Origin of the sequence: Ureibacillus manganicus DSM 26584, assembly GCF_000772945.1 — a bacterium.
In the GTDB taxonomy this organism is placed as follows: Bacteria; Bacillota; Bacilli; order Bacillales_A; family Planococcaceae; genus Ureibacillus; species Ureibacillus manganicus.
In genome coordinates, this window is record NZ_JPVN01000005.1 from 135,604 (window position 1) to 161,096 (window position 25,493).

Sequence of the window (25,493 nt, forward strand, 5' to 3'; positions counted from 1 at the left end):
TACAATACTCTCATGGATAGTTTGCTTACATTTTCCATTGCCTCTATGATAATCACCTCTCGCATAAAAAAGAAACCCGCGCAACACCGCGCGGGTTTCATCCTACATGTCCTTATTCAACCAACAATGGCAGCTTATTCGGCCCTACCGGTATTGGTAATGGATTTGTGAAATCAAATCCGCCCCAATCTGATTGTAAAACGTTTTCGAATTTCACTTCCATATTAAAGCTAGCCGCTGTTAATAAAATACCTTCTATCATTTGCATCGCTGCCACTTGATCGTAACTTAGTAAATCAAGCTCAGAAGTAAATTCAACAATGACTGCTTCACCATTAACAGCAACTGTGTAATCTACCCCTGGTAATATAACTGATTGGAAAGGATCAGTTACCACCAGTTTCATGTTTTCAAGTGCTTCTATCACAGTTGCATATGATTCACCACCATATGTTGATAAAAATACTGAACCATCATCCTGTGAAATTCTAAAATAATTATTTTGAGTAGTTTCAGAGTGTAATTCTATTGGTTTTTCAATTAATCCAGTATGAGCGAATCCTGCAGGTGAACCATCTTCATTTAACAACACAGCTTGATTATATGATTTAAACGTATCCATTAATGACCTAATATATATACGTTCCGAAGCAGAACCCATATCATAACCATGATCCGGTGGTAGTGTATGGATCACCTGATTTCCATTCTCGGAAATCGTTCCTTTATAAGGGTGGTAATCCTGGAAACCAATAGCTTCTTCGTTAAACAATGGAGCATAATAATTATACAGTTCCACTCCAGTAGGATCCGGCTTCCCCAAATCTTCCATTACCTGTTCCTTCGGTATTAAAATAGTAAATGGAATGTTGTATGCTTGATCACCCGATAAACCTATATGAAAAACAGTGTATCCTTCTAAATCTTCAGGATAAACGGATGTTCTCAAATTCATAGCATTATCATCTGCCATAATGCCAAACTCATTGGAATCAAGTCCTATTTTAGTTTCAGCAGACTCAGCATTAAATGCATTCATATCAGTAGATTCTTCGCTTGCTTCTCTAGCATCCATCGAACTAGTTGCAACTTCGTTTTTCCCACTATCCATTTGATTCATAAGTGAAGGAATCATTAGTGCAATTAAGGCAATAGCAGCGACAGTAATTAGCGGAGGAATCCAAGTGCGTTTTTTCTTAATGGTTACTGTTTTCTCTGAAGGCTCATCATCAAAAACACCATCGTCTTTTAGTCGCTTTAGGATCTCATCTTTTGTTCGATTGTCTTTCATTTTAGGAACAGAAGAAAGAAGGTCTTCGATTTTGTCGTCATCCCACTTATTTTGACTCATGTGACTTTGCCTCCTTTACAGTGTCATTCGTTAATAACTCCCTTAAATGTTTAATCGCTCGATGTTGTGTCGTTTTAACTTTTCCTTCTGTCCAATTTAAGATTTCTGCTGTCTCAGCAATGGAAAGCTCTTGAAAATAGCGCATCACAATTACCATTTTTTGATCACCTGTACATTTTTCCAGTGCTAAAAGTAGCTCTTGCATATCGTCGTTTAACTCTACTAATGCATCGGGTGATTTTGTAGGAGAAACTAGTTGGTTCGTCTCCCAATCAAAGGCATCGAATGTACGCGATGAACGTACTGAACTTTTCCGAAAATAGTCTATTGCAACATTTTTAGCAATCGCAAATAGCCATGTTTTTTCAGAACTCTTACCCTCAAAACGATCGTAGGATTTTAACACCCTTACATATACTTCATGCGATAAATCCTCAGCAACTGAGCGATTTTTCACTAAATAAATTAGAAACTGAAAGACGTCTTGATGGTAAGTATCATACAAACGATGGAAAATGGACTCTTTCATCCATAACCACTCCCATTCTACTAAATTTGTCGTTTCAAACTGTTAAAAGTTACGGTATCTAACACTTTTAAATTTTTCCAAAAAAGCAGGGAAAATGCATTCCCTGCTTATTGTAAACGAATTCCTTATAGTGGTAAATAAAAAGTAAATGTCGTACCCCTACCAACTTCGCTATCTACTTTGATATTCCCTTTATGTGCCTCTACAATATTTCTAGCAATAGCTAACCCTAAGCCAGTTCCACTTTTTGAGCGGGTTCTTGCTTTATCAGCTTTATAAAAACGCTCAAATACAAATGGAAGATCTTCTCTCGGTATTCCTTCACCAGTGTCAGATACATTTATCTTCACATAGGAAAGCTCTACCTCAAGTGAAACTGTCACACTTCCTTCCATCGGTGTATGACGAATCCCATTATCGATCAAGTTCGTTAATACTTGTTCAATACGATCCTCATCCAAGTCCACATGTAAGTCATCTGAGAGTTCGGTCTCAAATTCAAGGTGGACATGCTTTTCTTTTGCGACTTGTGCGAATTTTTGTGTGATTCGTTCAATCACGTGGACAATTGGTATGTTCTCTTTAAATAATGTAACATTGCCTGATTCCATTCTTGCTAAGTCTAATAGGTCTGAAACAAGTCTTCCCATACGTTGGGACTCATCGTAAATAATACGAATCATTTCGTTTCGTTCTTCTTCACTTGAAACGACGTCATCTATAATAGCCTCGGAGTATCCTTGTAGCATTGCAATAGGTGTTCTAAGTTCATGAGACACATTGGCGATAAAGTCCGAACGTAATTTTTCCAATTTCTTTTGTTCCGTCATATCTCGAATAACTGCAACTGCACCACGAATGGATTGTCCATTATTTTTCAGCGGACTAATTGAAATATTATAACTTGATCCTTTAATGTCTAATTCTTCTTCGATTTTATCCTCAAAATCAAGTACATGATCAAGCATATGGTATATTTCATCTGGAATTGGGCTGCCACTCGTAGCATTTTGTTTAATGAACCATTTTTGCAATAGTATGTCGGCAGGTGGATTACTTAAAAGAATTGTTCGATCACGATTGAACGTAATTACCGCATCTGTCATAGACGTTAATATACTCGATAACTGTTCTTTTTCCTGATTTATCACTTCTAAGTGATGTTTCAGCTGACGGCCCATTTGGTTAAATGCGACCGCTAATTGACCAATCTCATCGTTTTGTGTGGAAGGTAATTGGCCATCGAATTTCCCTTTAGCTAACTCAAATGCATGTTCACGCATTTTTCTTAACGGTAACGTAATTTTGCTAGATAAGAAAAATGCAAAGAAAGTAGTTAACAAGAAGGCAATAGCTGCGGATAAAAAGACGATTTTCGTTGTTTGGCTAGTCGTTTTCAAAAGCGCATCAGGGTTTTGGAAGATAAATATTGCCCCATGGACTTCTGATTCACTTTTTAGCGGATAACCTAAAACGACATAGGATTCTAACTGATCTTTTTCCTTTTGAGAGGGAAGAATCATTTCATTGATAATCTGTCGATCGGTTTCAAATACTTGTTTAAATGCATCACTAGTTAAAATGTTATTTTGTATTTCTACTTGATTGATCCCTGTTTGAAATGAGGAAGACACTTCGTTTGGATTTTTTGCGATAAATGCATTAATATCAGCACTTAATAAATCACCAATAATGTCATCTAAAAACTCATCCACTTCATATTGGTCAACGATGTTGGCAATGGTTGCGGCTGTATTACTTATTGAAGTTTTTGCTTGTTCTTTGTGGTAATTGTCAAAAAACTCAAGCATTAACACCGTGAAAATGAATAATACAAATGAAACGAGAAGCAATATGGTTGCCCATAGCTTCCCGACAATACTATTCCATATTCTAGTCATTGACTACCTCAAATTTATAGCCAACGCCCCAAACAGTTACGATCATTTTCGCCGCATTTTCTGAGACACGGTTTAACTTTTCACGTAAACGTTTCACATGCGTATCTACAGTACGAAGATCTCCGAAGAAATCATAATGCCAAACTTCTTTTAGTAATTGTTCACGGTCAAAAACTTTGTCTGGCGATTTTGCTAAAAAGTATAGCAATTCATATTCTTTAGGTGTTAAGTTCACTTCTGTTCCATCAGCAGTAACGCGATGTGCATCGTGGTCAATTGTTAAGTGTGGAAATACAACTAAGTCCTTTGATGCAGATGTATTTGATACTGGTGAAAATGCTGCTGAACGACGTAAGATTGCTTTCACACGTAATACTACTTCACGTGGACTAAAAGGTTTTACTATGTAATCATCTGCACCTAGTTCAAACCCTTGAACTCTGTTTGCTTCTTCACCTTTTGCAGTTAAAAGAATTATAGGTGTTACTTTCTTTTCACGAAGTTCTTGGCAAACTTGAAGCCCATCTTTTTCAGGCATCATAATATCCAATAAAATACAGCTATATTCTTTCTCGAATGCTTTTGCGAGAGCGACTTCACCATTTTCAGCTTCTTCTACTTCATATCCTTCTCGTTCTAAATACATTTTCAATAAACGACGAATACGATCCTCATCGTCTACGACTAATATAGAAATATTTTCAGACATAGGTTTTACCCCTCTCATTCTTCTCTACTATTATTGTACTATTTATGCAAAAAAATGAAAAGAATATAAAGCGAAATAGGACTTTTCTCTATTTCGATCTATAGTTTAATCTGTTTTACAGCTAAATGTTAAATAGAAAGAAAGCTCTCCCTTATAAGAAGAACTTTCGATAATCCTAATATTATGCGTATGAGTGTAGACCAGCGATTACTAAGTTTACTACAACTAGGTTAAAGATAATAATTGCAAAACCGATTAATGCAAGCCATGCACTTTTATTGCCTTCCCAACCTTTTGACAGTCGTAAGTGAAGGAAAGCTGCATAGAATAACCAAGTAATTAGAGCCCAAACTTCTTTTGGATCCCAACCCCAGAATCGACCCCAAGCCTCTTGTGCCCAAATCATAGCAAAGACAAGTGCCCCTAATGAGAATACTGGGAATCCAATTAATACAGAACGATAACCAATTTCATCAAATAGTTGTAAGTTCACTTTCTTAACTAATGGTTTAAGCATGTCAGCTATTCGTCTTCTCGCAATTAATCGAATTAAGATATACAGAATTGTACCAACAATTATTGCCCAAACAACTGTTGTTAATTTTAAAGCATGGATGAATGCTGGCACTTCAATCATCGGATCCATCGCACCTTCAGTAAGTGTTGCAGATTCATTCATTCCGAAAATCGCAGGAACATTATAAATAATTTCTTGTGACATTCCGTTTTTATCTACATAAGAATACTGTGCTTCATAACCAACTGCATTAAATACAGCTGAAGTGACAATATTTCCTAAAATAAGTACTAAGAAATATAAAATTGCTTCAAGCCAAAAACGTTGCTTCCCTTTTTTCTTTGTATCAACATCTTTTAACAAATAAATTAGACCTGCAACTGCACTAATAGCCAATATTGACTGACCTAATGCTGCTGTAATAACGTGTATCGTTAACCAATGACTTTGTAATGATGGAACTAATGGAGTAACATCTTGCGGGAACATTCCTGCCCAAGCAATAATTAACAATGCAATTGGTAAAGCTACTAATCCAAGAGCTGTAACACGGTACATAAAGAAAATTAATATAAACGACCCAACTAAGAACATACCAAACGCCGTTGTAAATTCGAACATATTACTCACTGGTGCATGTCCTGAATGAATCCAACGTGTGATAAAATATCCTATATGAGATAGGAATCCTATTATCGTAACTAAAATTGCGAGATTTCCCCATTTGTTAGCACGTTTTTCTGCTCCATCTGGCTTGTTACTTTTAATCGAACCACCGATTAATAGTGTAGCAATTAAATAAGCAATAAATGCAACTTCTAATAAATTACCACTTAAATCAATTAAACTCATAAGGTGTTGTCACCTTTCCTTTTCATATACAATCTAATTTTTTTGATCCTCTTGATCGTTTTCTTCATCTTTATCTTTATCTTTTTCATCATCTAACTGGTCAATATACTGTGGTAGATGTGCATGTTCAGTAATAGCATCAAGATCTTTCTTAATACTAAACCAGTTTTTGTTTGTATGTGCTGCTAAACGTATTTGCCCATTTTCAAATTGTTGAATCCAAATACGGCGGTGGTTCCAATAAGATCCTATTGCTAGGCCTAATAAGAAAATAAACCCACCCACAAATAAAATTGGAATTGTTTTGTCCATTCGGATTGTTAATCCTGACATGTTAATAGTATCTATCCCTGAAAATGCCATTTTGTACGTGTTATCTCCTGCTGGCTCAACTGTTTGTTGAATCGCAACAAAGCTTATTTCTCCATCTGGATGTTCTGGTGTAATCATATTAAAAATGAATGCTGGATTATTTGGGTTCGGAGATAACGTTTGTGGTTCACCTTCATTATTAAAACCTGAAAAGTCAGGATAGAATTCCATTAGCTCTACTTTAGTATTTTCATCAATTACATATTCTTTTTTTGGATTTCTTAAATCAACTGCTACCTCACCTAATGCTTCACCAGTTTCCTTATTCGTTAACTGGAATGACATTTCCTTTAATTCATTTAATCGAAAATCCATTTGATATAGTGCATATCCATTATGCTCTAATGGATGATTTACTCGAATTGAATATTCTTTCACCACTTCTAAATTATCAGTTTGTCCTGGTAATGCATCTTCGGCTTGCTTGTATAATACAATATCAGTTTGATAGTTTTTTGCAACCGCATTCACACCTTGCTGTATTTGAGCAGTTGTCGGATCATTATCGTGTGTTTCGAAAATAAATTGTTTATTTTCTAAGAAGTAACCTTCCATTCCAGGAATAGCACGAGTTTCTCCTTCGCGAATCCACATAGACTCATCAACATAGACACCTGGAAATTTGTGCATTAACACGCCAATTAAGAAAATTATTAAACCTACATGGTTGATATAAGGCCCGTAACGAGAAAATCTTCCTTTTTCAGCCAATAGAGCTTCTCCATCACGACGAACTTTATAATTTAATTTTTTCATTTTTTCTTCTACTACATCTAACACTTTAGAAGAATCGCTTGATGGTACATAACCTTCTGCAATAACACGTTGGCGTTTCATAAAACTTTCATGACGACGTACACGTTGATTTTTTAAAGATTTATGTAGAGGTATTCCACGGTCAATACTAGCAACGATTATTGATATACCTAACATTGCAACAAGAACAAGATACCAAATTTGGTTGTATAAATCAGAAAAACCTAAAGTATAATAAAGCTTTCCAAAACTACCATATGAATCTTCATAGAATGCAGCTCTGCCTGCTTCATTCCCTGCGGCTACAAACGCTTCTTGTTTAAGAATTGTCCCAATGGAAGATACGACTAGTGTAATAATAATTAATGCGACCCCTACTTTTACACTAGAAAAGAAATTCCAAACTTTATCTACAATTGACTTGTTGTAAGTTTTAGAGCGGATGGCAGAACCGTCGTATTTCATATCTAAAACTTTTTGAGATTTTGCTTCTTCCGTTAATGGTCTACCACAGTTTACGCAAATTTTCGTTCCAACAGGGTTTTCATGACCACAAACGCAAACATTTTTTTCCATAAAGAGGACTCCTATTCTGGTTTGATCATTTCCATATGCGAAATTATGTCTGCTTCTTTCATTTCACCCGTTTTTATTTTTAATACTTTTCCATCAGGATTGATAAAAATAGATGCTGGTAAATCTATGACATTATAAGCAGTCATTACATCTCTTGTTTTATCAATAACTGTCGGAAAATCAACACCAAGATTATTTAAAAAGTTTTGAACCTCAAATTCAGATTGTGCGATATTAATCGTTAGAAGATTTACACCTTGGTCTTTGAATGCTTCATATTGGCGGTCCATAGCTGGCATTTCTCTTTTACAAGGTTCGCACCATGTTCCCCAAAAATTTAACATAACGCCTTCTCCTCTATAATCTGAAAGACGATGCTTTGTGCCGTCTAATCCAACAAGTTCAAAATCGGGTGCAGTGTCTCCTACTGCTAATAATTCAACTTTATCTTTCGTGAATGAGCTGTATATTGTAAATCCAATAGCTACAAGTAAAACAGCTAAAATAACTCCACGAATAATAGAGCGCTTTCTTTTTTTATCCATTTGAGCGGTAACCTCCCCAATTTTTACAGTCTTCTCTATTATAACAAATATCTATGATAGTACTTTTATCTAATTTGAATGATTTTCGAACTTTTCACTATTTGCATTGTGCTAATCGATCTTACCAGTTTCCGCCAAGACCCTTAGAAGCTTTACTTCATGTTTTGATAACTGGCGATATTCTCCAGGAGTTAGTCCTGTTAAATCTAGAAAAGCAAATCTTTCACGCTTAAGCTTAACAACTGGTGTTCCAATTGCTTCAAACATACGACGCACTTGACGATTTCTTCCTTCGTGAATAGTAATTTCACAAATCGCCTTCCCCGCTTGCTCATCAAAAGAAGTCATACTTACTTTTGCAGGAGCGGTTTTGCCATCTTCCAACTTAATTCCACGTTGTAGTTTTTTTAACCCTTCAATCGTCGGAACACCTTTTACTCGTGCAATATAAGTTTTATCAATCTTAAATTTAGGGTGCGTCATTTGATATGCAAATTCGCCATCATTTGTTAATAATAAAAGACCAGTAGTGTCATAATCGAGACGTCCAACTGGGAAAATTCGTTCAGGTACATGCTTGAAAAGGTCTGTTACTGTTTTACGACCTTTATCATCAGTTACTGCTGAAATAACTCCTTTCGGTTTATATAGTAGGTAGTAAACTTTATCCTCTTTTTCAAGTTTAATACCATTCACTTCTATAACGTCAGAATTAGATACTTTGGTTCCCAATTCTTTTACAACTTTTCCATTTACTTTTACTTTACCTTCTAAAATGAGTTGCTCTGCTTTTCGCCTTGAAGCTACTCCTGCATATGCTATTACTTTTTGTAATCTTTCCATTAATTGTTCACTCCGTCTATTAAGATGCTTTATGAAAACGACATAAGCGTTAAAATTTCGAATTGTCGCTATAGGAACTAATTATGTCCCTCTACATAAGGTTACCCTTTTTTAGTGTTCTACAAAAAAGTTATTCTTGAATCTGTTGAAAATTATGTCATATTTTATCGCAATATTAAAGGAAAATAGCTTATTGTACCAATTCAAGATCAAGCTATGCCACTTTTTGTACAAAAATATATATAATAACTCATCTTGATACTTCTTAGGTTGTACAACAATAACTTATCAATGTTTATTCAAATATAATATTTCCACCAAAATTCATTAAAAACAAAAAAAGACTTACCTAGAAATTTGAACATTCTAGGCAAGTCCTATTACACTTAAACCCTACGTTTCTAAATCTACCTTTTTTGTAAAGACACTACGATTATTTAAAAATATGTGCCACACTCCAAATTCGCTTTGTTTTCTAGAAAGATATAGTACATTTTTTAGTTGGTTTTCTTCTTTTGGTGTTAATAATAATCGAATTGGTTCTTTCAAAATTACGGATATATTTTTATTTACTTGATAAGTGCCTTTGTCAGCAATTGTCACAGCCTTGTATTCATCAAAAGCTTTTTCCGCAAGATATTTATGTACTTGCCAATCATTTGATTCATTTAACGTGACAACAATCACTCTTTTACCATCTTTTTCAAAATAAGTCGCTAACGTTCTACCTGCGATCTTCGTAAAACCTGTTTTACCCGCAATCGCTCCAACATTTTCTCTTAATAATCGATGTTTGTTTAACCAGTTTGTACCGTGTGTTAGCTTATCAGTAGAATTGTATGTGATCGTAGTAGCAATTTCTCTAAAATTTTCGTTATCCATTGCATATTTTAACATAAGTGCAGTGTCATAAGCAGTTGAAATATGGAATTCATGATGTAGTCCAGATGGATTTGTAAAATAAGTATTCTTAAGTCCATAGAACAAAGCTTTTTCATTCATCAAATCTACGAATCCTTCAACGGACCCACCGACACTTTCAGCAATTGCATGGGCTGCATCGTTTCCAGAACGAAGCATTAGACCATACAGTAAAGTTTCTAGCTTTACCTTTTCACCTGGCTCCAAATAGATAGAAGATCCTTCTGCAAGACCGGCTTCATGTGAAATCGTCACTTCCATATCTAGTTCAGCATTTTCGACTGCTACAAGGGCAGTCCACATTTTAGTTAAACTTGCAATCGGCATCTTTACATGAGGACTACTACCATATAATAGTCTCCCAGTATCAGCATCAATAACAGCGTATGAAGCACTGGCGGCTTGTGCTACGCCGAAATATGCAGTAAGTGAAAATGCTAAAACAAAAATCACTTTAACAAGTTTCTTCAGGCTAGGCACTCCTTCGTTAAATAGTTATCTAAGTATTTAATTGTTTAACAATAAACAAACTAAATCTATATTAACTCAAACATATGCATTTATATTTCCTACCATTACTAATAATAGAGATTAAAAACATTACTGTTCCTCACCTGCAAAAGTCTCTTGGAATTTTGTCATGAATAAATCTGTATCTTGATCATTGTCTTTAAGTACTTCATCTGGTAATGGCGGAAGATCCTTCAATGAATTTAATCCGAAGTAATTTAAAAATTCTTTTGTTGTGCCATATAAAATAGCTCGGCCTGTCCCTTCTGCACGCCCGACCTCTTGTATGAGCGCACGTGATACAAGTGTTTGAATAGGTCGATCGCTCTTAACTCCACGTAAGTCTTCAATCTCAACTCTAGTAATAGGTTGTTTATAAGCAATAATTGCGAGAACTTCAAGTGAAGCTGTCGATAGCACATTACTTGTTGGATTTTCAACTAATTTTTTAATAGTATCAGCCATTTCAGGTTTTGTAGTTAGTTGGTATGTACCTGCTAAATTTTTTAAAGTGACTCCACTTACTTCAGATTGTTCGTAGTTTGTTTTTAATTCACTTAATGCTGCTTCTATTTCCATCGTTTCAACTTCTAGCAGTTGCGATAATTGTTTTGCAGTAATTCCTTCGTCCCCAATAACGAACAAAAGTGCTTCTATTTTACTCATCAATAGTTCTGAGTTCATTGTCAGGAACCTCCTTGTCCAAAATTACAAATAATTCATCAAAGTTTTTTTGTTGTTCGACAGAAACGACTTGTCTTTTCATAAGTTCTAAGATTGATAGAAAAGTTACGATAATGGTTGTCTTATCTTCATAGGGAAAAAGATCTGAAAAAGAAGACTTCCCACCTTGCACCTTCAATGAATCTACAACAGCAAACATTTGCTCTTTCACAGAAATCTCCTGTCGCGCAATTCTTGTAGATAATGGTTTTCTTAAATTTTTACGACGTAATATTTTCTGTAGCGCACCAATCATGTCGTACACATTTACTTTCGCGTCAAACAAAGCAAGCTGTTGATCTGGTACCATTGAAGTTAAGTCACTTGGTGGCCGAGTATAAACTAAGGATCTGTCCGATTCTAATTCTTTCAACTCAATTGCAGCTTCTTTATATTTTTTATACTCAATTAGTTTGATTACTAGTTCTTCCCTTGGATCTTCTGTTTCGACTTCAAATTCAGCATCTTCCAATTCACCTTCATGTATTGGTAAAAGCATTCGACTTTTGATAGCAAGTAGTGTTGCAGCCATTACTAGGTACTCACTTGCCTCATTTAGTTCTAATTCTTTCATAGCATGAATATGGTCAATATATTGCGAAGTCAATTCTGCCATTGGAATATCATAGATATCAATTTCCAACCGATGAATTAAATGCAATAATAAATCAAGAGGCCCTGAAAAGGCATCTAATTTTACTTCATAAGACATAACTGTACCACCTATTAAAATCACTCATATGTAGTGTTAATTTTTTTGGAATTTTATTTGTCATCAGTTGTGAAAGTTAATGAGATTAGTTCTGAATTTGAACTTACTATTTTAATGACACTAATTAGTATATAGGAAAGAGGATTTCAATGCACTCGCAGTTTCACCCATTATTTATAGATTATTTGGCATTTTTTAATGGCAACCAAGATTATTTTGAATGTCACGAAGTTTTAGAAGATTATTGGAAAAAATTAGCGCCAGGTGAGAAAAATCATCCATTAGTTGGTTATATTCAATTAGCAACAGGTATGTATCACTGGAGGCGACAAAACCTGAACGGTGCACTACGTATATTACGTAAAGCTTATGACAATTTTCAAGCAAATAAAAACTCTGAGTTCTTTGAGCATATTGATTTTGAAGATTTAATCGATCATTGCTTAAAATCAATGGATGCATTAATGCAAGATTGTCCATTTGTAGCGTTTCAACTACAGGTCACTAACTCCGAATTAAAGTCCATTGTAGCTAAAAAAATTGAAGATCTACCAAATCATTCGTATCACTTTCTACTTAATAAACATATGCTTCGCGATCGCTCAGATATTCTAAATGAAAGAGAAATTAAAAGAAACTTAAAAAATAGAAAATAGAATGATTTGTCCTCGAAAAGCAGGTTCGAGGACATTTTTTCGGTTTTCGAGAAATTTTTGTCCTTGAGAAGCATGTTCGAGGACAATTTTCCGGTTTTCCAGTGATTTTTGTCCTCGAGAAGCATTTTCGTGGACAATTTTCCGGTTTTCCAGTGATTTTTGTCCTCGAAAAGCATTTTCGAGGACAATTTTCCGGTTTTCCAGTGATTTTTGTCCTCGAGAAGCATTTTCGAGGACAGTTTTCCCGTTTTCCAGTGATTTTTGTCCTCGAGGAGCCAGTTCGACCGATTTACTCCATACTTTTCTCCAAAATCGCCGAATTTATTTTGTAACCCATTTGCTAGAAATTCCCTATATGAGTTAACCTATCGAAATGACGATCATTCAGATTTAGATAATTCATTAAAGGAGATTTTATTCAATCACTCAAAAGAAAAAGCAGAGGTACACTATTCTGTACCTTCTGCCTCATTCAAAATGGATAAACATTTTTCTATAAATGGTTTAGTCGTTTCGTTTGCGTGAATCGTATGATATTGATTTGAAAGTTCTTGAAGCATTGCTAATGCAACACCTTCACCTCTGTGGGAAGGGATGACGGAAATATGCTGGACCGTAGCGGTTTTTTCATCAACAAAAACGCCCACTATTCCAATATATTCTTCCCCTTTTTTCCAAAAGAACAATTGCCAATGATCATCCTGCTCATACTTTTGCATCGTTTCCATAAGATGTTTAACATCTTTTTCTTGAGGCATAAACGAAAGCAGTCCCATTGCTATTTTTTCAAATGATTTTTTATAGCGAACTAACATCTATAACATTCCCTCTTTTACTTAACATAACATCTTTACATAATATTAACTATCCTACACGAATTATCTAAAGTAAGCAACTACACACTTGTGACTTATTACCTAATGATTGTTCACATTATTGTAAAGATGAATTTGGAATGATAATAAATAAGTATATTAATGCCCAGACAATACATGCCACCACTAAAATACCTAATAGCCACCATTTTGCACTTTTACTCATTTTACACTCACCTTATTCAAAGAAAATGGAAGATCATTTACAACAAGATCCTCATAACTTTCTCTTTGAACAGCTAGTTGATGGTCACCAGATTCAACAAAGACAACCGCAGGACGTGGAACACGATTATAGTTTGAGGCCATAGAGTAACCATAAGCACCAGTACAAAACACAGCTAGTAGATCACCTGCATCAGCTTTTTGTAATTCTGCATCTATGATTAATTTATCTCCTGATTCACACAGTTTACCTGCAACCGTGTATGTAAAGTTTCTATCTTCGTGTGCTTTGTTTGCTATTGTCGCTTCATATTTTGCATCATATAAAGCAGGACGAATATTATCACTCATCCCTCCGTCAACAGCAATGTATTCACGAATATTTGGCACAGTTTTTTGTGATCCAATCGTATAAAGTGAAGTTCCAGCATCTCCAACTAATGAACGACCTGGTTCAATCCAAATTTCAGGCATTGATAATTTGTATTCTTTAACATTTTCTTGAACCGTTTTGATCATTTCTTCCACATACACTTTAGGCTCTAATGGATGGTCTTCTTCTGTGTAGCGAATACCAAAGCCACCACCTAAATTTAATACTGTACATTCAAATTGGAATTGCTCTTTCCAATCACTAATTTTTTTCATTAACTTTCCAGCTGCTAAGCTAAAGCCGTCAGTTTCAAAAATTTGTGAACCGATATGACAATGTAACCCTAATAATTGTAAATACGGATGATTAACAACTTTTTGGAATGCTTCATCGGCTTGACCATTGTTTAAATCAAAACCGAATTTAGAATCAGCTTGGCCAGTTGTGATAAAGTCATGTGTATGCGCCTCTACCCCTGGTGTTACACGAAGTAAAATACGCATGGATTGTTTTTTCGCTTCAGAAATCTCTTTTAATAATTCGATTTCATAGAAATTATCTACAACTATACATCCAATTTTTGTGTCGAACGCAAGCTCTAACTCAGCGTAGGATTTATTATTTCCGTGGAAGTGAATTCTTTCTGCTGGGAAGCCAGATTTAATTGCCGTATATAGCTCACCACCAGAAACAACATCTAAAGATAAATTCTCTTGTTTCGCTAGTTGATAAATAGCAATACATGAAAATGCTTTCGATGCATACGCCACTTCAGCTTTTACACCCATTTTGTTAAAAGTATTAATAAAACCTCTTGCACGATTACGTATTAATTCAATGTCATAGATGAAAAGTGGGGTACCATATGTCTTTGCTAAATCGACTGTATCTACCCCACCAATCATTAAATGACCGTCTTTTGAAATGTTTTGAGTTCCATATAAATGCATAAACGATCTCTCCTTAAGTTCAAAGGAAAATGAAAAATCCCCTTCAAAATAACAAAAAACTTATATGTGAACTTTAACATAGGAAAGACCGTTTCGCAATGGTCCACTCAAGAACGTTTGCGATATTTTGCACCGACAATATATGGTCTGATTGCATCGTCTGCCATTGGGAATCGAATAAACACACGCGTAAATGCTTTCGGAAAGAACGGCACTAAAGGCCACATATATGGCACGTTCATCGGTCTTAAATGACAGAAGTAAGAAAATGTAAAGAATAGTGCAATGAAGAATCCATTGGCTCCCCAAAGAGCAGTTAAAATAATTATTAAGAATTGGAAGTATTTTAACGCTGTACTCAGTTCGTAGGTTGGTATTGCAAAGGAGAATATTGCAACAACTGCTGTATAGAGAACAACTTCAGGTGTGAATAACCCAACTTCTATTGCAATTTGGCCAATAATTACACCGGCGACTAATCCCATTGCGGTCGATAATGGTGTAGGTGTATGAATCGCAGCTAGCCGCAAATACTCTAAACCTAAACTCGCAATGATAATTTGTAAGAACAATGGTATGTGGGACTCCTCTTTCGATCCAATAAAACCTAGCCCCTCCGGAAGGTGAAACTCATTGGTGGCTAATAAATACCAAATTGGTAAAAGAGTTAAACTTAGAAATGCGGCTATATACCGAAGCAGTCTTACGGAGGTTCCGATAAATGGAGCTTGACGATATTCCTCCGCATGTTGCAATAAGTGGAACATCGTTACTGGAACGATGATTACCGATGGTGATGTATCCACTACAATCGCAATATGGCCTTCCAATAAATGAGCAGCAACGATATCAGGTCTTTCCGAATATCTGACAAATGGCATCGGATGGAACTTTTGTTTAAATAACCATTCTTCCAGCGATTTATCAGACATCGTAAGACCATCGTGTTTAATTTGATCTAATCTTTTTTTTATCCACTCTAAATGTTTAGTATTTACAATGTCATTCATATAGACAATTGCAACGTCTGCTTTACCTAAATCAGTTACTTTATGAAGATTAAATCGTAATTGAGGACTTCTAATACGACGGCGGATTAAACCTGCATTGATAATAATATTTTCCGCAAAGCCATCGCGTGACCCTCTGATAACTTTCTCATTATCCGGTTCCTCTGGTGAACGTCCAGGATAATTACGTAACTCCAATGTGTAAGCATAACCATGTAGTGTAATGATTCCTACCGTTCCACTTAGGACTGAGGTAACAAACTCATCTTTGTCTTTCACCTCAGATTTCCCAAAGAAGTTAAGATGTTCATTAAAATAAGCTACTTCATCGTCAATGGGGTCATTCATTTCAAATTCTTTACTATCTCTACGCTCAAAGAAAAGCGGAGTTAGTTGAATCGTTAAAGTATTTGAATCAATTAACCCACTAACGTATACAAGTAGAACTGGTAAATCTCTTACATGAGCTTCTTTTAAAAGGATATCAAACGATTCATCTTTTCCAAATTGCCCTTCTAAATATACTTTTGCCTCGTCTATAGATGTAAAAATCTTGTTTGTCATTTATTCACCGTCTTTTTAGTAGATCGTGATGTATTGTTTGTGTCCATCCATTGTTTAAGTTGTGCTAAAATTTTCTTTTCAAGCCTCGACACCTGTACTTGGGATATACCGAGCCTTTCTGCAATATCCGTCTGCGTCAAATCTAAGTAATAACGTAAGTAAATGATGGCCTGTTCACGTTTATCGAGCTTAGCCAGCACTTCTTTCAGCGGTACGTATTGGAAGGGTAATTCGGATTTTTCATCCTTCATTTGATCCATTAAAGTGATGGAGTCCCCTTCACTTTCAAATAGTTGTTCATGTAATGAAGCAGGATCGCGCATTGCATCGGTTGCAACGAGTACTTCATCCTTTGTTACTCCTAACATATCTGCTAATTCGGAAACGCTTGGTGGTTTTTCGTTTGTCTTCATAAATTCATCGGTCGCATGGCGAATTTTATAATTAAGCTCACGAATCGAACGACTGACTTTTACCATCCCATCATCTCGTAAAAAACGCTGAATCTCCCCAATTATCATGGGGACAGCGTATGTTGAAAATTTCACATCGTAGGATAAATCAAACTTGTCAACCGATTTCATGAGCCCAATACACCCGATTTGAAACAAATCCTCAAGCTCAACTCCACGAGAAGCAAACCGCTGAACAATCGACCAAACGAGCCGTGTATTGCCTTCAATCATTTGCTTTCTTGCTTCAATATCACCAGCTTGTGCTAGAGCAATGAGCTCACGCATTTCCTCCTGTGTCAATAAAATGTTGGACGGCTGTTCGATTGTCCTCATCCCCCTTACTTCTATCAAATACGTCTAACGTATTCGCGTCCAATATCATGAAATTTGTGGCATCTTTACAGAGAGAAATTTTTTTGAGAAAGTAACTACTGTTCCAACACCAGGCTCAGATTCGACTTGTAAGTTATCTGCAAAGCTTTCCATAATAGTAAAGCCCATGCCAGAACGTTCCATTTCTGCCTTTGACGTATACAACGGTTCCATTGCCTTCTGTAAATCAGAAATACCTTTTCCTTCATCCTTAACTGCAACCGAAATGACATCACCTTCACGTACAGCATGAACAGTAACAACACCCTTACCATCTTCGTCATAGCCGTGAATGATTGCATTCGATACTGCCTCTGAAACAATCGTTTTAAATTCGGAAAGTTCATCAATGGTAGGATCTATCTGCGAAACAAAACTCGTTAATGCCATCCTCGCTAAACTTTCATTTTCACTTACAGCTAAGAATGAAAGCGTCATTTCGTTATCCATTCACAATCCCCCTTGCATGCATTATTGCGTCTTTTTCTTTTCCATCCATCATATAAGATGATAATCCCGAAAATTGGAAAATTTTCTTCATCGTATTCGATGGGTTTAATATGATTGTTTGTCCATTTACTGCACGCAGTTCTCTCATGCGCCCTAATATCAACCCTATCCCAGAACTATCCATAAAATTCAACTTTTCTAAATTCCAAATAATCGTATTGAGACTACCTTGTAAAATAGTTCTAGAAATTTGGTCACGGATTTTTTCTGTTGCATGGTGATCTAGTTCACCAAATAAACGAATCACTGCGATTGTATTTGAGTGCATATTAATTTCATAATTCATGTATGGTATTCGCCTCCTCTTACATAAGGCTATTCCACATTGCACTCTTTTTTCCCTTCCGACTGACAATAGTAGAAGTAATTCGTTAAAAGTTGTCGTAATACGACATATAAACTTTTCTCTTCGACTATTTTAGCGGACTAAAAACTTCAAGTTGTTCTGTTTTTTTAACTCGAAGTTGCTATGTAAAATGGACAGTGTAATCAACCTCATTTATTGTTACTTATAGAAAATAGACACTTTTCTTAAATGAAGTTAAAAAGACATAACCATCATTTAGTATGGATAAAAAGGAAAAATTTTAATCAAAAAAAAAACATCTTCCAAATTAGATTAACCAAATTTGAAAGATAGTTTTTTATTTATTAACTTATTTTAGTACTTGATAATTCTACACATTCACGGAATGCGAAATGTTTACAACCAAGACAAACATTGCGATTGAGACACCCAATAGCTCGATTGATGGCATCCCCAGTATGATTATAGAAATTACCTTCTCCAATTTCCTTCGATAATCCGTTTTGATCTAAGATGGTTTTCAATCTGTCACTTACTCCGGTTACAAGAATTATTCCACCTTGACCTTTAAAATCTCTAACAATATTACGGAAATATTCTTCGCCTGTAGTATCTATAAATGGCACTTTCCCCATTCGTAAAATTAATACATTTGGTCTGTAGTTAATAGAAGACAATATAGATTGTTCAAAGGTTTGTGCGGCACCGAAAAATAACGGTCCTTCAATCGTATAAATACTAACTTGAGGACAGTCATGTGTTGGTTTGACTACATGTGGTAGTACTTTGCCGTTTGGTTCTTCATGATCTGGCAGTACTTTTGTTACCACTAACATGTCGCTCATTCGTTTTGCAAACAACACCACTGCGAGTAAAAGTCCAACAACTACGGCATTTGTTAAACTAGTAAATACAGTAAGTAAAAATGTGATTGCGAGAACGAGAGAATCACCTGATTTTAACTTCATAATATGTGCAAAATGTTTGCGTTCACTCATATTCCAAGCAACAATCATTAACACTGGAGCTAAACTTGCTAGTGGAATATGAACGGCAAATGGCGCAAAGACAAGTAGTGTTAATAGTACTACAACACCATGGATCACACCTGACATTGGTGAGACTGCACCAGATTTAATGTTCGTTGCAGTACGAGCTATTGCACCAGTTGCAGGAATCCCACCAAAGAAAGGTGTAACGATATTGGCAATCCCTTGACCAACTAATTCTTTATTGCTATTATGTTTACTATTTGTCATCCCGTCTGCTACTACTGCGGATAACAGGGATTCAATACCCCCTAGCATCGCAATTACAAAGGCAGGTCCAAGTAACAAATAAATCTTCTCTAATGTAATTTCAGGAATTTGGAATTCAGGTAGTGTACTTGGAATGGCACCATAAGTTGAACCAATTGTTGCAACTTGCCCACTAAAAAATAGCGCCGCGATAATTGATGAAACAACAATCCCAACTAATGCACCAGGAACTTTGGGTAAAATTTTAGGTGTTAACAATTGTACAGTTAAACAAATCAGTGCAATGATTACACTATAAAAACTAATTGTGTTAAAATGCATTGCAATTTCCCGTATGTTATCTATGAAATATTCATGTGATTTCATACCTGTTAACCCAAAGAAATTACCGATTTGTCCTGTAAAAATGATGACCGCAATACCCGCTGTAAAACCAATTGTTACTGGTCTAGGAATATATTTAATCAGTGCACCTAGTTTAAAAATTCCCATTAGGACTAGCATGACACCGGCCATTAAACCAGCTATTAATAGATTCTCATAACCGTATGCAATGACTACCCCAAGCAAAATAGGAACAAATGCGCCAGTTGGTCCACCTATTTGATACTTTGACCCACCTAGTAAGGAAATTAAAATACCTGCAATAATAGCAGTGTAAATTCCGTATTCTGGCTTCACACCTGAAGCAATGGCAAATGACATGGCAAGTGGTATTGCTACTATTCCAACAATTGTCCCGGATAATAAATCCTTCTTAAACAAATTAAATGAATACCCTTCAAATCTCCCCGTCCAAAATTTCCCCATATTATCCCTTCTTCTAGTAATATTTCGTTTTTCTCTCTTTTTTGTCACAAATTCACTCGTAACTGTTAAAAAATATGAAATTAACCTTATTCTAGCATATTTTTCTAGAATTAAAATAAAAAGTTAGTCGCATATAATAATTGTTATACGCTACTAACTGTAAAAGTCGTCTTTATCGATCTCAATCTATTGGGGAGGATCTGTAGGCGATATTCATTTAAGTTATAGCTTAAACCACTTGTGACATGTACTCATGTGTGAATTATGCCTTTAATTTTAGCACCATTTCTGTTATATAACAATAGTCCTAGAAATATTATTTTCTAGATCGATCCTGGAAGTATTTTATTATACTAATATTAATGGAGAAATATATGGGGAAGTGAGTGTGGAAATTAGAGGCTTTCGTCCAATGAGTTATGATACTTTTCTTGTTCAGAATTGATTCTTTTTGGTACATTGAGTGCTGCTAAGTTTACCTTAATTGATCAGGATTAATCCTTTGGTAACATTAGACGCTTCTATGTTACTTATCACGTTCGGTATTGAGTCCTTTGGGCACATAGAACGTTTCTATGTTACTATTTTCAATCGAAATGAAGTCCTTCAGGCACATAGAACTTTCTATGATACTTTGCTCGTTCAGGATCGGGTCCTTTGGGCACATAGAATGCTTCTATGTTACTTTGCTCGTTCAGGATCGAGTCCTTTGGGCACATAGAACGCTTCTATGTTACTTTGCTCGTTCAGGATCGAGTCCTTTGGGCACATAGAACGCTTCTATGTTACTTTCCTCAATCAGGATTATGTCCTTTGGGCACATAGAACGCTTTTATGTTACTTTGCTAGTTTAGGATTGAGTCCTTTGGGTACATAGAACGCTTCTATGTTACTTTTTTCGTTCAGGATCGAGTCCCTTGGGCACATAGAACGCTTCTACGTTACTTTGCTCGTTCAGGATTGAGTCCTTTGGGCACATAGAATACTTCTATGTTACCTTTTCTCGATAACTAATTGCCTTTCGGGTACTGATAACCCTTCTCTGTTACCTTCTCACGAAAACTAATCGCCTTTCGGGCACTGATAACCCTTCTCTGTTACCTTTTCACGTAAACTAATCGCTTTCCGGGCACTGACACCCCTTCTCTGTTACCTTTTAACGAAAACTAATCGCCTTTCGGGCACTGACATCCCTTCTCTGTTACCTTTTCACGTAAACTAATGGCTTTCCGGGCACTGACATCCCTTCTCTGTTACCTTTTCTCGAAAACTAATCGCTTTCCGGGCACTGACATCCCTTCTCTGTTACCTTTTAACGAAATCTAATTGCCTTTCGGGCACAGAAAGCCCTTCTCTGTTACCTTTGCACATAATCCCATTGCCTTTCGGGCACTGAAAGCCCTTCTCTATTACCCTTGCACATAAACTAATCGCCTTTCGGGCACCGAAAGCCCTTCTCTGCTACCCTATCACGAAAACCAACCGCCTTCCGGGCACTGAGAAATCCACTTAGATAAAAACCGCCTATCGAGAAAAGTAATACAACAATCAAACCAATATTGACTCCATAATAAAGAAAGGAGATTATCTAATTTACGTTAGATAATCTCCAAGCTATTTACTCTGTAATTACTTTTTTAATTAATTCGGGTGCTTCAACCTTATCAGCAGAAATAATGATATGTGCATAAAGTTTTTGAATGACCTTTTCTATATCAAGATCATTTGTATGAATTGTCACAAGAGTATCGCCGATTGCAACTGCATCCCCAACCTTTTTCTGTAATACAAGACCAACAGAAAGATCTATCGTTGACTCTTTCGTTGCACGGCCGGCACCAAGTAACATTGCGGCGATTCCGATGTCATCGGCCTCCATTTTACTGATGTACCCAGTTTCTTTAGCAGCGACATCGATTTTATATTTTGCTTGAGGTAAAAGCGATGGATCATCTACAACAGATGGGTCTCCACCTTGTGCAGCAATAAATTTTTTGAAAATTTCTAGTGCTTCACCACTTTGAACTACACCCTCGAGCATTGTTCGAGCTTCTTCAATTGTTACAGCCTTGCCGCCTACTACGACCATTTGAGAGCCTAATGTATAACAAAGCTCCTGTAAATCTTCAGGTCCTTCACCTTTTAATGTATCAATCGCCTCTTTCACTTCAAGGGCATTCCCAATGGCATATCCTAATGGCTGGCTCATATCTGAAATAATTGCCATCGTTTTACGACCTACATTATTCCCGATTTTCACCATCGCATGAGCGAGTGCTTCCGATTCTTCAATCGTCTTCATAAATGCTCCGTCACCTGTTTTTACATCAAGTACTATGGCATCTGCACCTGCTGCAATTTTCTTCGACATAATGGAACTAGCGATTAACGGGATGCTTGGAACTGTTCCTGTCACATCGCGTAGAGCATACAATTTTTTATCGGCTGGAGTTAAGTTGCCACTTTGACCGATAACTGCCATTTTTATATCATTTACTTGCTTAACAAATTGATCATTTGATAACTCCACATGGAATCCTTCAATGGCTTCCAGCTTATCAATCGTTCCGCCAGTATGGCCAAGCCCGCGACCGCTCATTTTTGCAACCGGTACTCCACAAGCTGCTACCATTGCTGCTAAAGATAATGTTGTCGTGTCGCCAACACCACCAGTTGAATGCTTATCGACTTTCACACCTTCAATTTGGGATAAGTCGATTTTGTCTCCTGACTCCACCATTGCCATAGTTAAGTCAGCTCTTTCACGTTCTGTCATATCTTTAAAATAAATGGCCATCATAAGCGCACTTACTTGATAATCTGGAATATCACCTTTTGTATAACCATTTACAAAAAAGCGAATTTCCTCATTCGTAAGTTCTTCACCATTTCGTTTTTTTTCGATAATATCAACCATTCTCATATTGAGCGGCCTCCTTCTTGCCTTGGTTTATTATTCACAAAATCTTTTTTATTTAAGTTCTGCTAAGAAACTCGTGCCAAATGGAGGTGCACTTACACTAAAGTTTTCCGAAATTGTTGCTGCAATATCTGCAAAGGTATTGCGCAGTGGTAATTCATTTCCTTTAGCGAATCTTGGTGAGTAAACAAGTAAAGGAACATACTCACGTGTATGGTCTGTTCCAGGGAATGTTGGGTCATTTCCATGGTCTGCTGTGATAATCAATAAATCATCTTCAGCTAATTCAGATAACACTTCTGGTAAACGACGGTCAAATTCTTCTAACGCTTTACCGTAGCCAATTGGATCGCGGCGATGACCGTAATTTGCATCGAAATCAACTAAATTTAAAAAGCTAATACCATGGAAATCACGTTTTACAACTTCAACAAGCTGATCCATTCCGTCAGTATTATTTTGAGTGCGAATTGATTCAGTAACACCCTCATTATTGTAAATGTCCGAAATTTTTCCAATAGCGATAACATCTAGCCCTGCATCATTTAGCTCGTTCATTGTTGTACGACCAAATGGTTTCAATGCATAATCATGTCTATTAGAAGTTCGTGAAAAATTACCTGGCGTTCCGATAAACGGACGCGCAATTACACGGCCAACTAAAAACTCAGGCTGCAATGTAATTTCACGTGCAATTTCACAAATTTTATAAAGTTCATCTAACGGAACAATATCTTCGTGTGCTGCAATTTGTAGAACTGGATCTGCAGATGTGTAAACGATAATTGCACCCGTCTCCATATGCTCTTTCCCTAATTCATCAAGAATCGCTGTTCCACTTGCTGGCTTATTTCCAATTACTTTGCGACCTGTTTTAGCTTCTAATTGTTCGATTAGTTCAGCAGGGAATCCTTCAGGATATACTTTAAATGGTGTGTCAATATTTAACCCCATAATTTCCCAATGTCCTGTCATCGTGTCTTTACCTACTGAAGCTTCTTGCATTTTGCCATAGTATGCTTTAGCAGTATCAACTTTGTTTATCCCTTTAATTTCACGAATGTTAGAAAGACCAAATGACTCAAGGTTTGGCATTGTTAGCCCGTTCATTTCCTCTGCAATATGTCCTAAAGTATCTGCTCCTATATCACCAAAGTTAGCAGCATCAGGCGCTTCTCCAATACCGACTGAATCCATAACCACTAGATGTATTTTTTTAAACTTGTTCATATTTTGTTCCTCCTACGATGTTAACTTTACCTGTTTACAACTCACTCGGGAAATTATACCGATAAAATTTTAAAAAATCCCGAAATAACACTTCGAACCTATAAATTTAAGCTCTCGGATGGAATTGTTTGTATACTTCCGATAGTCTTGTTTTGCTAATATGTGTGTAAATTTGGGTTGTCGAAATATCGGCATGACCTAGCATCTCTTGAACTGCTCTTAAATCTGCGCCATTTTCTATTAAATGGGTTGCAAAGCTATGCCTTAAAGTATGGGGCGTAATTTCCTTTTTTATATTCGCTTTTTGTGCATGTTCTTTTAGAAGTTTCCAGCACCCTTGTCTTGTTAAGCGTTTCCCTCTTTGGTTAATAAAAAACGCATCAGTTTTCGGATATTTACCTTGCAGCTGATCTCGCGCAATTTGTAAATAAGAATCAATTGCTTTAAGCGCACTTTTTCCTAGCGGGACAATTCGCTCCTTCCCACCCTTACCGAACACACGTACAAAACCCATTGTGATGTGGACATCATTTAAATCTAACCCAATACATTCGCTAATGCGCATTCCTGATGCATAGAGCAACTCTAACATGGCAACGTCACGAATCCCTTGAGGTTTTCTTCGATCAGGTGCGGCAATTAGAGCATCAATTTCCTCAATTGTTAAAACCCTTGGGAGCTTTTGATCGATTTGTGGCATGTCTAGATGAATCGTTGGATCTGAATCCGTCACCTTCTCACGCAGTAAAAACTGGTGAAATGACCTTATCGCCGATATATGCCGCGCAATAGATCTAGCCGCAATACCATTAGTCCGTAGATCTTCCAAATGTAGCAGTATGTTTGAACGGGAGACTTCCGATAAATTCTCAATCTCTTGTACTTTATGTAAATGCTCAATATAACTTTCTAAATCTCTTCGGTAAGAGGCTAATGTATTTTTTGAAAGCTGCCTTTCTACTTGTAAAAAATGAATATAATCTAACAGTGCATCCTTTGAATGTTTCACCTTCATCACCTAACCTTCTTACGTTTTATGATAGTTTTTTTCTGGCAGGTGTACAAGATTTATCCCTTGATTTTGCAAAAAGTCTTAAAGTTTCCTATCTATATTTAAACACTGTCTATTATACTCAGTAGTTTGTCTATTAATTTAGCATTTGCGTCAATTATCATATACGTTTTGTCTGTTATTTATATCAAAATCTAATAAACCCGAT

22 protein-coding genes are annotated in these 25,493 nt (G+C 36.3%); 1 reads left to right on the forward strand and 21 read right to left on the reverse strand.

Annotated features, from left to right (window positions below):
• Positions 1-112: 112 nt before the first annotated feature.
• The 11 genes from CD29_RS05475 to CD29_RS05525 form a co-directional block, all read right to left on the reverse strand.
• A complete protein-coding gene (locus CD29_RS05475; RefSeq protein WP_036183861.1) occupies positions 113-1,351 on the reverse strand; it encodes a hypothetical protein in 1,239 nt (412 codons plus the stop codon).
• The gene (locus CD29_RS05480; protein WP_036183864.1) at positions 1,338-1,880 is read right to left on the reverse strand and encodes an RNA polymerase sigma factor SigX; all 543 of its coding nucleotides are present in this window, start codon (positions 1,878-1,880) and stop codon (positions 1,338-1,340) included. Before CD29_RS05480 ends, CD29_RS05475 begins: the two co-directional genes overlap by 14 nt.
• A gap of 125 nt (positions 1,881-2,005) precedes the next feature.
• A complete protein-coding gene (locus tag CD29_RS05485; RefSeq protein ID WP_036183867.1) occupies positions 2,006-3,781 on the reverse strand; it encodes an ATP-binding protein in 1,776 nt (591 codons plus the stop codon).
• On the reverse strand, positions 3,774-4,490 hold the full coding sequence (locus CD29_RS05490; RefSeq protein ID WP_036183869.1) for a response regulator transcription factor: 717 nt from the start codon (positions 4,488-4,490) through the stop codon (positions 3,774-3,776). Before CD29_RS05490 ends, CD29_RS05485 begins: the two co-directional genes overlap by 8 nt.
• Before the next feature lie 181 nt (positions 4,491-4,671).
• Positions 4,672-5,859, reverse strand: a complete 1,188-nt coding sequence (gene ccsB / locus CD29_RS05495; protein ID WP_036183871.1) for a c-type cytochrome biogenesis protein CcsB — start codon at positions 5,857-5,859, stop codon at positions 4,672-4,674.
• Positions 5,860-5,892: 33 nt separating this feature from the next.
• Positions 5,893-7,563: a cytochrome c biogenesis protein ResB gene (gene resB / locus CD29_RS05500; protein ID WP_036183874.1), complete on the reverse strand. Its 1,671-nt coding sequence runs from the start codon at positions 7,561-7,563 to the stop codon at positions 5,893-5,895.
• A gap of 11 nt (positions 7,564-7,574) precedes the next feature.
• Complete coding sequence (resA, locus tag CD29_RS05505; RefSeq protein ID WP_036183876.1) at positions 7,575-8,108, reverse strand: thiol-disulfide oxidoreductase ResA; 534 nt, start codon at positions 8,106-8,108, stop codon at positions 7,575-7,577.
• 111 nt (positions 8,109-8,219) lie between these two features.
• Entirely contained in the window at positions 8,220-8,951 is a 732-nt protein-coding gene (locus CD29_RS05510; protein WP_036183879.1) for a pseudouridine synthase, read from the reverse strand.
• Between the two features lie 393 nt (positions 8,952-9,344).
• Complete coding sequence (locus CD29_RS05515; RefSeq protein ID WP_052124015.1) at positions 9,345-10,325, reverse strand: D-alanyl-D-alanine carboxypeptidase family protein; 981 nt, start codon at positions 10,323-10,325, stop codon at positions 9,345-9,347.
• A 147-nt stretch (positions 10,326-10,472) separates the two neighbouring features.
• Entirely contained in the window at positions 10,473-11,066 is a 594-nt protein-coding gene (scpB, locus tag CD29_RS05520) for an SMC-Scp complex subunit ScpB (RefSeq protein ID WP_036183881.1), read from the reverse strand.
• Positions 11,041-11,817 carry a segregation/condensation protein A gene (locus CD29_RS05525; RefSeq protein ID WP_036183883.1) on the reverse strand — a complete coding sequence of 259 codons (777 nt, stop codon included), beginning with the start codon at positions 11,815-11,817 and terminating at the stop codon, positions 11,041-11,043. The genes scpB and CD29_RS05525 overlap by 26 nt, the downstream gene beginning before the upstream one ends.
• A gap of 149 nt (positions 11,818-11,966) precedes the next feature.
• Between CD29_RS05525 and CD29_RS05530 the strand changes: the two genes are divergently transcribed.
• Positions 11,967-12,473: a DUF309 domain-containing protein gene (locus CD29_RS05530; protein WP_036183885.1), complete on the forward strand. Its 507-nt coding sequence runs from the start codon at positions 11,967-11,969 to the stop codon at positions 12,471-12,473.
• A 449-nt stretch (positions 12,474-12,922) separates the two neighbouring features.
• Here the strand turns inward: CD29_RS05530 and CD29_RS05535 are convergent, their stop codons facing one another.
• From CD29_RS05535 to xerD, 10 genes are all read right to left on the reverse strand, one after another.
• Positions 12,923-13,288, reverse strand: coding sequence for a GNAT family N-acetyltransferase (locus tag CD29_RS05535; protein ID WP_036183888.1), 366 nt, complete (start codon positions 13,286-13,288; stop codon positions 12,923-12,925).
• A 222-nt stretch (positions 13,289-13,510) separates the two neighbouring features.
• On the reverse strand, positions 13,511-14,836 hold the full coding sequence (lysA, locus tag CD29_RS05540; protein WP_036183890.1) for a diaminopimelate decarboxylase: 1,326 nt from the start codon (positions 14,834-14,836) through the stop codon (positions 13,511-13,513).
• A gap of 107 nt (positions 14,837-14,943) precedes the next feature.
• Positions 14,944-16,410 carry a spore germination protein gene (locus CD29_RS05545; RefSeq protein WP_036183892.1) on the reverse strand — a complete coding sequence of 489 codons (1,467 nt, stop codon included), beginning with the start codon at positions 16,408-16,410 and terminating at the stop codon, positions 14,944-14,946.
• Positions 16,407-17,198: a SigF/SigG family RNA polymerase sporulation sigma factor gene (locus CD29_RS05550; RefSeq protein WP_036183894.1), complete on the reverse strand. Its 792-nt coding sequence runs from the start codon at positions 17,196-17,198 to the stop codon at positions 16,407-16,409. Before CD29_RS05550 ends, CD29_RS05545 begins: the two co-directional genes overlap by 4 nt.
• A gap of 45 nt (positions 17,199-17,243) precedes the next feature.
• Positions 17,244-17,687 carry an anti-sigma F factor gene (spoIIAB, locus tag CD29_RS05555; protein WP_036183898.1) on the reverse strand — a complete coding sequence of 148 codons (444 nt, stop codon included), beginning with the start codon at positions 17,685-17,687 and terminating at the stop codon, positions 17,244-17,246.
• Positions 17,680-18,033 (reverse strand): STAS domain-containing protein, encoded by a 354-nt coding sequence (locus CD29_RS05560; RefSeq protein WP_036183901.1) that lies wholly within the window; start codon positions 18,031-18,033, stop codon positions 17,680-17,682. Before CD29_RS05560 ends, spoIIAB begins: the two co-directional genes overlap by 8 nt.
• 365 nt (positions 18,034-18,398) lie before the next feature.
• Positions 18,399-20,123, reverse strand: a complete 1,725-nt coding sequence (locus CD29_RS05565; protein ID WP_036183905.1) for a SulP family inorganic anion transporter — start codon at positions 20,121-20,123, stop codon at positions 18,399-18,401.
• Positions 20,124-21,741: 1,618 nt separating this feature from the next.
• Positions 21,742-23,046 carry a pyrimidine-nucleoside phosphorylase gene (locus tag CD29_RS05570; protein ID WP_036183908.1) on the reverse strand — a complete coding sequence of 435 codons (1,305 nt, stop codon included), beginning with the start codon at positions 23,044-23,046 and terminating at the stop codon, positions 21,742-21,744.
• A 48-nt stretch (positions 23,047-23,094) separates the two neighbouring features.
• Positions 23,095-24,273, reverse strand: a complete 1,179-nt coding sequence (gene deoB, locus CD29_RS05575; protein WP_036183910.1) for a phosphopentomutase — start codon at positions 24,271-24,273, stop codon at positions 23,095-23,097.
• Positions 24,274-24,379: 106 nt separating this feature from the next.
• On the reverse strand, positions 24,380-25,288 hold the full coding sequence (xerD, locus tag CD29_RS05580) for a site-specific tyrosine recombinase XerD (RefSeq protein WP_408056603.1): 909 nt from the start codon (positions 25,286-25,288) through the stop codon (positions 24,380-24,382).
• Between the last annotated feature and the right edge of the window lie 205 nt (positions 25,289-25,493).